Source organism: Rasiella rasia, assembly GCF_011044175.1.
Lineage (GTDB): Bacteria > Bacteroidota > Bacteroidia > Flavobacteriales > Flavobacteriaceae > Marinirhabdus > Marinirhabdus rasia.
Genome location: NZ_CP049057.1, coordinates 2,011,112 through 2,022,429, shown reverse-complemented (window position 1 = coordinate 2,022,429; position 11,318 = coordinate 2,011,112). Strand labels below are relative to the sequence as shown.

Genomic DNA, 11,318 nt, shown 5'->3' with positions numbered 1-11,318 from the left:
TATTATTTCAGTTTGGTTTCTCTTTAGTGGAAACATTCTGAAATAGGTTAACATCACCTAATAATTATTTTAATTGCTCAAGCAATTCTTGCGATTTTTTAGAGTAGTCATTTCCAGATGCTGCTAATGTGGATAACAGTTCTTTAGCTGATGAAGTAGCATCTTCCTGCAAATAGGCAAGCGCTAAATACCATTTTGCATCAGGTTCAAATTTTAACTCACCTCTTGCTAAGTATCCAGACAGCAAAGGTTTGGCGCTAGCAGTGTCCCTATTCGCCAATGCGCTTAACCCGCCATAAAATAGGGCGTAAGGGTCTCCACTTTCCTGAAAAAGTTGGTTAAAAGCTATATATGCATTGTCGTAATCTTTGTTTTCATAGGCCAAAAAGGCTTCGGTTTTTAAATCTGTAGTGGTTGTACCGCGAATAATGGGCTGAACTACATTTGGGTATGCCTCAAAATTTTCCGCAAATAATGTTGAGGGACTCGGTTTCGAAAAAAATAGACCATATCCTAATGAGAATAATATGGCAAAAGAGGCGGCAATAAGCATAGTGCGAACCAATTTTTGCCGTTGTCTTGGCTTGGGTTCAAAGTCTTGAAGTGTTTTTTTGAAAGAAGCATCTTTAGACGCTATTACTGCTTGTTGTAAGTTCTGCTGAAAGGTAACTTCTTTGGCAAACTCAGGATCTGCTGCCAGCAAATTATTAAATGCCGTAAGTGCATCGGGATCTAAATTGTTGTGCAGATATTTTTCTATAAGTTCTTCTTTATTCATTTTTATGAGCCTTTATGGCTTCTTTTAATGTTTTTAAACATCGCGATTTCTGGCTGCGCACTACGTTTTCACTTTCATACGAAGTTGTAGCAACAATATCACTAATTGTTAGTCCTCGGTAATAAAACATAGTTAACATTTCTTGACATTTTTTTCCTAATTGTTCAAAATGTACCTTTAATAACTGTTGCTCTACTGTAAGTGTGTGTTTTTCTGAAACTTCAATAATGGGGATGTCTTCTTGTTTGGTGTTTTCTATATAGGAGCTAAATTTCTGTTGTCGTTTTAGTTCGTTGTAAATCATAAATTTTCCAATTCCAAATAAATAGGTGCGTAACGAACTTTTAACCTTGTAGAGATTACCTTGAAGTGCCTGTTTCCGAAGTGCAACAAAAGCATCTTGATAGATGTCTGCCAAGGTTTCTGAAGAAAGATTGTATTTTTTTCCGAAACCTATAAATGTGGCCCTGTGAGCTTTATACAACGATTGTATTGTACTTGTATCGTCGGTAATAAAAGCATCAATTTGGCTGCGCTCCATACATTCTTAGAGTTGGGTCTATAAAAGTACCAATTATTATGTGGAGTATCCAAACTATAAAAATGTTAACCTTTCTCAAAAAATTTCCACTAATAAAAAAGATTACCCGTTTGGGTACTATTTAATATATTGATAATTAGTATCTTGAAATTTTATAACCATTAAATGTAAATCATGAAAAAAGTATTTGTAATCTGTGTAGCTATGATCATGGTCGTAGCTTGCGACAATCCCGTTTCAAAAAAAATTAAAGAAACAAAGCAAAATGTACAAAATGTAACTAAGGCTTCCAAGGAAATTACCAAAATGGGAGACGATTTAAAAGAGTTGCAAGAAATGGAACCACTAACCAATGAAGAAATGAAAGCGTGGCTTCCAGAAAGTATAAACGGAATGAAACGTACAGGCTACAAGGCTGGACAAACGGCATACCTCAAAATTGCGAGTATCGAAGCTACTTATAAAAACGAGGACAAGAGCAAGACTTTTAAAATAAACATTATTGATGGTGCAGGAGAATTAGGAGCGTCTGCCACTGCTGGAGCAAGAATGATGTTGGCAATGGATATGGAGGAGGAAGATGAGTATAAAATAAAGAGAACAGTTGAAAGGGATAATATGCGCGCTATGGAAGAATACAAAAAGAATTCGAACAATACCAGCATTCAACTCATGCACGGCAAACGATTTTATTTGCAAGCCAATGGTACCAATATGGATGTAGACGAAACCTGGGATGCTATAGATGAACTAGACCTAGATGATCTAGAATAAATTAGTAGTAATGAAAATTAATAAACCGGAAGCCTAAAAACTTCCGGTTTTTTTTATGATGTTACTTTACTCCTTTAGTGCGACACATAATTACCACGTTGCATCAAGACTAGATTCTACTTTTATTGTGTGAAGTTAAGGAATGGTATCGATAGGGGTCTTTCCCCCTAAATAAAACAGGTCATTCTCTAGCCATATTTGGAGTGAGCACCTATGACAAAACCATTTTACTCAGCCTATTTTTGAATTGAAAATTAAGCGGCTTACTAGGGCGGTATCCGAAAAGCCCGATAAGAGTAGGAAAATTTAAAATAGATTATCATGAAAACAATTATTACCTCGCTTGCAATCATTTTGTGTTTACACAGTAGTATTGCTCAAACAGATTCGGCGCAAAACAATAACTCTTTGACCGAAATTTCACAAGTGCAGCGAACCGCATTATTAGATCAACTTTACGAAGAAGGTAGGGCTTTAGAAAATTATGGAACACCGCTTCAAATAGAAGCCAATAGAATGGCAATTAAAGCAGCTTGGCAGGAAATCAATCCGCGTTTTGCAGACCTATATAAGCCTGTATCTACAGAAGGGCTTCTTCCTGAAACTATGGAGAATCTTTCTGTAAATGGTATACACAACCCAGAAATCATACAAGAACCTCGTACATTTGAAGCTACAAGAGATTGGGATACAGACCGACTTTTGCTAGATGAATTTATTGATGGAGGTGTAGATATAGACGTCACTCAAAGCGGCGATATTTATATTTCTGCATATCAGAACAATATCGATTTTGGAGGAGCTTTCGACATTATATACATATATAGATCGTTAGACGGAGGTCAAACTTTTGAGCAGTGGCAGGCGGCTAATGTAACTGCGCCTATGCGTAAAATGGAAATGGTGACTATAAGTGGTACAGGTGACGAATATGTTTTGATGTACTTAACAACAGATTCAGAAAACTTTCAAGCATGGAGATGGAATACCACTACAGGTGATTTTGTAGCACAAGTTATTTCGAGTGATGTTACAGATTTTTCTGTAGATAGAAATTTTCCGACCAATACAAATGCGCAACGTGTATTTGCAACATACTTAAAAGATGACGGGGGGTGTGCAACCGAAGTTTTTTCTGCTCGAAGTACTGCTGGCAGTTACGGACTTGATTGGACAGACGAAGTTAGTATTGACAGTGTATGTGGCGAGCAAGTTTCATTTGGGTACGGTTTTAATGGCTCTATTTACACCACCTATACTGGTGCAACTTCAGGAAACTTATATGTAAATGTAAATAGCGATTATAACGACCCACTATCTTGGACATCAAGAGAAACAATTACAACTGGAGCAACAGAAGAGTCTGTAAATCCGGTTATAAAGGCAGCGCGAACTGAATTGGCAACAGATAATGTACTGCTAGTTACTTCTCAGCGTGATGCTGGAACAACAGATGGTTATCGATTTAGACTGTATACACGAGAAAATGGGGCAGCATTTACATCATTATTCAATGGTGTGCCACTTCCAAACCAAAGCTCTGTACAACCAGATCTTTGGATTCGTAAGGCAGCCGCGGCAACAGATATTCAACTTTCCCATACGTTTCAAATTGTAGATGCGTCTAGTAGCAACTTTATTTCTTCTCGCACTTATGATGGGGCTGGTTTCCCTTCTGGAGAGACCGTGAGCGATACAGATGTAGATGTTTGGGAAGGATTTCCAGCAGCCGTTGCTGAAACATCAGACGACTTGCCATGTATGGCATTTGCCGGAACTAGTGGCGGTGGTGGCTTTGGCCAAGGACTGTATTTTGATGCAAAAACGGAAATCATCATTTTAAATACTGCCGAAAATGCCTTAGAAGGCTTGGCGTATTTCCCAAATCCAATGAGGGAGACGTTACATGTGCAAACTAAAAATACAATTAGTAGTGTAGCGCTGTATACAATTACCGGAGCAAAAATACTAGAACAAGTAGAAGGCGCAAGTAATAAGACTTCTATTAACACAGCATCATTGGCTGCTGGGGTGTATCTTTTAGAGGTGCGTTCAGATAACCAGTCAGGAACCTACAAGGTTATTAAACAATAGCCCTGTATTTTTTTCGTAGTATGTTGCAAATGAGCCGAAGTTCCCTTCGGCTCATTTTTTATTTTACGTTGCTTTTTGATGAAAACGATTTTTTTTCAATTTTTTTTCTGAAATTTTACAAGAATTTGTGTTGAAAAACGACCACATAAATTAACTGTGTAAATGTAAGCCAAGCCACTGCTAGCTATGTGTCTCTAGGGGTTTTCAACGACAATCTTCCAAATTGTTAACAAGCCAGTGTTTGAAATATAATCAACTAAAAAACAGATAGTTAACAAGCAGTTTTAACAAAACTATAATAACACTTTCAAAACGCATATGTTGAAAACTTTGTTGAAAACCAACTGTCGATTCCTACGATTTTCGAAGCATTTTTTTTCATATTTGTTAGTCCCTAGTAGCGGGAGATTTTTCCAAAAAATAAAAACGAAGGACAATGAGCGCAGTAGAACCCATTTTAGAAGAAAACAAAGACAGATTTGTAATTTTTCCAATTCAACATCATGACATTTGGGAATGGTACAAAAAATCTGAGGCTAGTTTTTGGACGGCAGAAGAAATTGATTTGCACCAAGATTTAACAGATTGGACGCAAAAATTGAATGACGATGAGCGTTATTTTATTAAACATATTTTAGCATTTTTTGCTGCAAGTGATGGGATTGTTAATGAGAATCTAGCCGAAAATTTTGTAAATGAAGTTCAGTATTCTGAAGCAAAATTCTTCTATGGTTTCCAGATAATGATGGAGAATATTCATTCTGAAACCTACTCATTACTTATTGATACTTATGTAAAGGACGAAACAGAAAAAGACAAATTGTTTAACGCAATTGAAACGTTCCCTGCAATTAAGAAAAAAGCAGATTGGGCATTAAAATGGATTGATAGTCCGAGTTTTGCCGAACGTCTTATCGCCTTTGCTGCAGTAGAAGGAATTTTCTTTTCTGGTGCGTTCTGTTCTATATTCTGGTTAAAGAAGAGAGGCCTAATGCCTGGACTAACCTTCTCTAATGAGCTTATCTCTAGAGATGAAGGAGTGCATTGCGATTTTGCTGTGCATTTACACAACCACCATTTAGTAAATAAAGTACCTAAGGACCGCATTCGTGAAATTATTGTTGATGCTTTAAACATTGAAAGAGAATTTATTACAGAATCTCTTCCGGCAAGTTTAATTGGTATGAACTCGAAACTTATGACACAATACCTAGAGTTTGTTACAGACAGACTTTTGGTAGAATTACAATGCGAGAAAGAATATAATACTAGCAATCCATTCGACTTTATGGATATGATTTCCCTACAAGGAAAAACGAATTTCTTTGAGAAACGCGTTTCTGAATATCAAAAAGCTGGTGTTACCAACAAAGACAAAGAATCGAATAAAATTAGTTTCGACGCAGATTTTTAGAAAAGTTCCGCCTGGTCCCCAAAGGGCGGCTTTTCATAAACAAATTGCTGATAATGTGTGTTTTAACAAACACGCACAAGCATCCTTTTTCAGAATAAAAATAAAACCTCAAAAGCAAGAACAATGAATGTAGTAAAAAGAGACGGCCGCAAAGAGCCCATTATGTTTGACAAGATCACTTCGCGTGTTCGAAAATTGTGCTACGGCCTAAACGAATTAGTAGACCCAGTAAAGGTCGCTATGCGCGTAATAGAAGGTCTTTACGATGGCGTAACTACAAGTGAGTTGGATAATTTGGCCGCAGAAATTGCAGCTACCATGACGACCTCACACCCAGATTATGCACGTCTTGCCGCTAGAATTTCGGTCTCGAACCTACATAAAAACACAAAGAAGTCATTTTCAGAAGTGATGACAGACCTGTACGAATATGTAAATCCGCGTACAGGAAAGAAAGCTCCTTTGCTTAGTGATGAGGTGCATAAAGTAATTATGGATAATGCAGAAGAATTAGATTCTACCATTATCTATAACCGAGATTTTGGGTATGACTATTTCGGTTTTAAAACCTTAGAACGTTCGTATCTATTAAAGCTTAATGGGCAAATTGTTGAGCGTCCGCAGCATATGCTAATGCGTGTTTCTGTTGGAATTCACCCAACCGATTTAGCAGCGGCTAAAGAGACCTACGAATTAATGTCTAAAAAGTACTTTACGCACGCTACCCCAACACTTTTTAATAGTGGTACCCCAAAACCTCAAATGTCTTCATGTTTCTTGCTTACCATGAAAGACGATAGTATAGACGGTATTTACGATACTCTAAAACAAACTGCTAAAATTTCACAATCTGCTGGAGGTATCGGATTGTCTATTCATAACATTCGTGCAACCGGATCGTACATTGCAGGTACTAATGGTACATCAAATGGTATTGTGCCAATGCTACGTGTATTTAATGACACAGCGCGTTATGTAGACCAAGGAGGCGGAAAACGTAAAGGTTCTTTTGCCATCTACATGGAAACATGGCATGCAGACATTATGGATTTCTTAGACCTAAAGAAGAACCACGGAAAAGAAGAAATGCGCGCTCGTGATTTGTTTTACGCTATGTGGATTTCAGATTTGTTCATGAAGCGTGTACAGGAAGATGGGGAGTGGACCCTCATGTGCCCGAACGAATGTCCTGGCTTATGCGATGTGCATAGCGAAGAATTTGAAGCCATGTACCTTAAATATGAAGCCGAAGACAAAGGAAGAAAAACAATTAGAGCCCGTGAGCTGTGGGAGAAAATATTAGAATCTCAAATTGAAACAGGAACGCCTTACATGTTGTACAAAGATGCAGCAAACCGTAAGAGCAACCAGAAAAATTTAGGAACCATTCGTTCGTCTAACTTATGTACAGAAATTATGGAGTATACATCTCCAGACGAAGTGGCTGTATGTAACTTAGCTTCTATTGCGTTACCTATGTTTGTGAAAAATAGAGAATTTGATCATAAAGAATTGTTTAAAGTAACCAAACGCGTTACCAAAAACTTAAACAGAGTTATAGATCGTAATTACTACCCAGTAAAAGAAGCAGAGAACTCTAATTTCCGTCATAGACCAGTAGGATTAGGAATTCAAGGGTTGGCAGATACGTTCATTAAAATGCGTTTGCCATTTACTTGTGATGAGGCTAAAAAAGTGAATCAAGAAATTTTTGAAACACTCTATTTTGCAGCAGTAACCGCTTCTATGGAAGAAGCCAAAGTAGATGGGCCTTACGAGTCTTACAAAGGTTCGCCGATTTCCGAAGGACTCTTTCAACACAACCTATGGAATATTAAAGACGAAGAACTAAGCGGCCGATGGGACTGGGGGAAACTGCGTAAAGATGTGAAGAAACATGGAGTGCGTAACTCACTGCTAGTGGCGCCAATGCCAACAGCATCTACCTCACAAATTTTAGGAAACAACGAAGCTTTTGAGCCGTACACTTCTAACATTTATACAAGACGTGTGTTAAGTGGTGAATTTATTGTTGTAAACAAACATTTGTTGGAAGACTTGGTAGAATTAGGTCTATGGAACGACGATTTAAAAGAAGAAATCATGCGTGCTAATGGGTCTATTCAGGACGTAGACAATATTCCACAAGACTTAAAAGAGCTGTACAAAACAGTTTGGGAACTAAGTATGAAAGACATTATAGACATGTCTCGCCATAGAGGATATTTTATAGACCAGTCACAATCGCTTAACCTATTTATGGAAAACGCGAACATGGCAAAACTGACTTCTATGCACTTTTACGCATGGAAGAGCGGCTTAAAAACAGGGATGTATTACTTGCGTACGAAGAGTGCAGTAGATGCTATTAAATTTACGTTGAAAAATGATAGTAAAGAACAACCTGAGCCTGCTGTGGCAGAAGCTACAACAGTAACAGCTACGAAGGCTGTAAACGACAAACCGTTAACTGCAAAAGAATTAAAAACGCTGTTGCAGCAGTCTAAAGAGGCTGAAAATGATGAAGATTGTTTAATGTGTGGGTCTTAATACCTACATACTCCTCCTGAAAAGGATTTTTATAAGTGTTAATTAGAAAAGGGAACCTTGTTGGGTTCCCTTTTTTTAGTTGGTAATCGTATCGGAACCTAAATACTTATCTTCTTTATTGTAATACCACGCCCGTATTTTTGGCATTATAATACCGCCAACAGTACTTTCTTCGGAAAGTAGAATGTATTCACCCGTATCCTTACCAGCACCAGTAGGGTCTCCCTTAAAGAATTGATACACCTCCATGGCATAAGTTTTTGGGTTGAAATAAAAAAACCATACATCGCTACCTACGGCTTCATCATACGTTGCCTTTAGCTTTAGGTATTCTTTGCCTTTAAAGGTAACCCGCTCTACTTTTGGAGAAAGGTTTGTACCAGGATCTTTCAATTTCATAGGAAGACCGTAGAGGTAGGTGTAATAGTTTTTATAAAGCGTAGCTGTTTCGCACGGGGTTCTTGCTCCTTTGTCCGTTACCGAGTCTTTACTGCTTGTGGTACACTTTTCCTTATCTAAGGTAAAAAAGGTTTCTACGCCATCGCGCGTTGCTGTTACGCTGAAATATTCTTTGGGTAGATTTATGGTTATGTTGCTTACCCTGTCTGCATTGTTTTCGGTAGTCATTGTAACCTGAAACGTATCATTAAACGTTTCCCAGTTGTTGCTTGGGTCATGATAAGCAATAGCCCTTTCTAGTACTTGGGATGCGGTTAATTTTTGGGCAAAAACACCTTTAGCAGTTGCCGTAAGAAGAATAAATAATACAATGTAAAATTTCATGAGTTGTAGTTTAAGTAGTTAAAGATAGGTAACTATTCTGTAAGAAGTTTGTTGTAAGTGGGCGAGGTCTCTGAAAACACAAAACCCCATACAATATAGGTTGTATGGGGTTTAAAAGAGGGTCGATACTCGTTCTTACTCGCGTTTGTAACTAGAGTAATACTCTTCCATCAGGTTCATGATGCCTGTAGTAAGGTCTTTTGTTTCCAGTAGAATGTTGAAATACAAGGTTGTATTTTTAGGACTGGATTCTTCACTTCGAGTACGATCTATTTGCTTCTGAATTTTTTCTGAAAGCATTGCTTCTAATTCAGGTTTTCTTGTTAATACAAAACTAATTCGTTCAAACTTGCGACTATTAAAAATCTCTTCAATTTCTTCCAAAACCGAACTTAACGTTTGATCTATTTCTTGAAGATCTTTGGTCTGACTGAATTTTAATTTCTTATGGTTGTTGCTAATATGCTTGTAGCTTCTTTTAGCAATAAAATCTAACGACTGTGAGATATCTGTAAGAAAGGCTAAGATTGTGATGTAGAAATTACTTCCTCGTACACTCGTTTCATCTAAGTTTTTAATGAGATAGAAAATATTATCACGTAGTTCCTCAATTTCAGCATCTAGCTTATCTACTTGTTTTCTTCCTTTCTTGAGTGCAGAAGAGTCTTCTTTAGCAAGACCTTTCAAGACAATTGTATAAATTTTATTAGTGCGAGAAATTACATTTGTAATGTTTTCTGCACTTTCAGAAATTATACCTTGTACAGTACTACTTTCGTTCTTCTTAAGTTTACTTGGGTCTAAAGATATATTTGCTTTTTTCTTATGTGAAAGATAGTTTCTTAATAGTAGAATTGCCGTAAGCAATAAAAGGATAGGAATCATAACTTCCTTGTTCCAGTTTATTAAGAAAACCACAGTTCCTGCAGCGATTAATGCTCCGATGGCTGTCATAAACCATCCTCCAATTACATTTAGCACACCGGCTACGCGATAAACAGCACTTTCTCGTCCCCACGCCTTATCTGCAAGAGATGTACCCATTGCCACCATAAAAGTTACGTATGTTGTAGATAACGGTAATTTCATGGTTGTGGCAATAGAAATCAAAATACCTGCTACCATTAGGTTTACAGAAGCACGAATCATATCGAATGCTGGTGCGTTGGCGTTTTGATCTTTATTCAGTACTTTGATTTCGGTTTTTTTGAATCGAGATTCAAGCTTACCTTTTGTGCTTTCTGGAAGTAAATAACTAACACCACTAGAGAGATAGGTCGCTCCTTTTACAATAACTCTAGAAAGCATATTTGGTTGAAACTTTTCATGTGTTTCTCCCTGACGTGACAGACTAATTTCTGTTTCAGCCACTGTTTTCGCCTTTTTAGAAAGCCACAACGTAACCACCATAATACCTCCAGCAATAAATAGAAGGAAAGGTTCAGCAGGCATTTTGCTGTTAAGAACTTCCATAGTAAAAAGAGAAGGATCAACCCCAGATGCACTCCAAGCTTCATACGAGTGATAGGCTGCCATGGGTACACCAATAAAGTTTACTAAATCGTTCCCTGAAAAAGCCAATGCTAATCCGAATGTACCAACGGCAATAACAACTAAAAGAATTGTTTTCTTGAATATCTTTTCAAATAAATAAGAAAGTAAGGTCCAAGCCACAAAGGCAATGGCAATTATAATAACCTCATTACCTTCTATAGACTCTTTCATATCGCTATAGGCTGGAGTTCCTTTAAGGCCTTTTAAAAAGATAAAATAAGTAATAGCGGTAAGTGCTATTCCACCAAAAATAGCTCCAAACGATTTGATTTTCTTTTCGTTTTGAAAGGTAAATATGAACCTTGAAATCCATTGAACAATAGCTCCAACACTAAAGGCAATAACAACAGACATTAATATTCCACGAATAATTTCAAACGCTTTCTTAGAGTTAATATATTCTCCTATGTCTGCAATTGTTTTATCGTCTGCGGCTCCAATTTTAATTAAAGAGATAACAATAGCTGCACCTAATAAGTTAAATACAATAGAAACTGTTGTAGAAGTTGGTAAGCCCAGCGTGTTAAAGAAATCGAGTAAAAGAATGTCTGTAATCATCACAGCCATAAAAATCATCATGATTTCATCGAAGGTAAACATGGCTGGCACAAAAATACCTTTTCGGGCCACTTCCATAAGTCCGCTAGAGTAGACAGCTCCGATAAAAATACCGAGACTTGCCACAATCATAATGGTTCTCATAGAAATTGCTTTTGATCCAATAGCGGAATTCAAAAAGTTGATAGCATCATTACTTACTCCAACAATAATATCTAACACTGCTAATATCACCAGCGCTACTAGCATTAATAAATAAATATTCTCCATAT

Annotated in this window: 8 protein-coding genes; 4 read left to right on the top strand and 4 right to left on the bottom strand. The window is 37.2% G+C overall.

What is annotated here, in order from left to right:
• Positions 1-64 precede the first annotated feature (64 nt).
• Together G5B37_RS09065 and G5B37_RS09060 are read right to left on the bottom strand one after the other, a co-directional pair.
• Positions 65-778 (bottom strand): tetratricopeptide repeat protein, encoded by a 714-nt coding sequence (locus G5B37_RS09065; RefSeq protein ID WP_164679719.1) that lies wholly within the window; start codon positions 776-778, stop codon positions 65-67.
• Positions 771-1,319 (bottom strand): RNA polymerase sigma factor, encoded by a 549-nt coding sequence (locus tag G5B37_RS09060; RefSeq protein ID WP_164679718.1) that lies wholly within the window; start codon positions 1,317-1,319, stop codon positions 771-773. The genes G5B37_RS09065 and G5B37_RS09060 overlap by 8 nt, the downstream gene beginning before the upstream one ends.
• A gap of 174 nt (positions 1,320-1,493) precedes the next feature.
• Between G5B37_RS09060 and G5B37_RS09055 the strand changes: the two genes are divergently transcribed.
• From G5B37_RS09055 to G5B37_RS09040, 4 genes are all read left to right on the top strand, one after another.
• Positions 1,494-2,093: a hypothetical protein gene (locus G5B37_RS09055; RefSeq protein WP_164679717.1), complete on the top strand. Its 600-nt coding sequence runs from the start codon at positions 1,494-1,496 to the stop codon at positions 2,091-2,093.
• Positions 2,094-2,414: 321 nt separating this feature from the next.
• Positions 2,415-4,187 carry a T9SS type A sorting domain-containing protein gene (locus G5B37_RS09050; RefSeq protein ID WP_164679716.1) on the top strand — a complete coding sequence of 591 codons (1,773 nt, stop codon included), beginning with the start codon at positions 2,415-2,417 and terminating at the stop codon, positions 4,185-4,187.
• Positions 4,188-4,623: 436 nt separating this feature from the next.
• Positions 4,624-5,601 (top strand): ribonucleotide-diphosphate reductase subunit beta, encoded by a 978-nt coding sequence (locus G5B37_RS09045; RefSeq protein WP_164679715.1) that lies wholly within the window; start codon positions 4,624-4,626, stop codon positions 5,599-5,601.
• Positions 5,602-5,724: 123 nt separating this feature from the next.
• Positions 5,725-8,151, top strand: coding sequence for a ribonucleoside-diphosphate reductase subunit alpha (locus G5B37_RS09040; RefSeq protein WP_164679714.1), 2,427 nt, complete (start codon positions 5,725-5,727; stop codon positions 8,149-8,151).
• 75 nt (positions 8,152-8,226) lie between these two features.
• On the opposite strand, the gene G5B37_RS09035 is transcribed toward G5B37_RS09040, so the two are convergent.
• Both G5B37_RS09035 and G5B37_RS09030 read right to left on the bottom strand, forming a co-directional pair.
• Positions 8,227-8,934, bottom strand: coding sequence for a DUF6503 family protein (locus tag G5B37_RS09035; protein ID WP_164679713.1), 708 nt, complete (start codon positions 8,932-8,934; stop codon positions 8,227-8,229).
• Between the two features lie 135 nt (positions 8,935-9,069).
• Positions 9,070-11,316, bottom strand: coding sequence for an inorganic phosphate transporter (locus G5B37_RS09030; protein ID WP_164680918.1), 2,247 nt, complete (start codon positions 11,314-11,316; stop codon positions 9,070-9,072).
• Positions 11,317-11,318 lie beyond the last annotated feature (2 nt).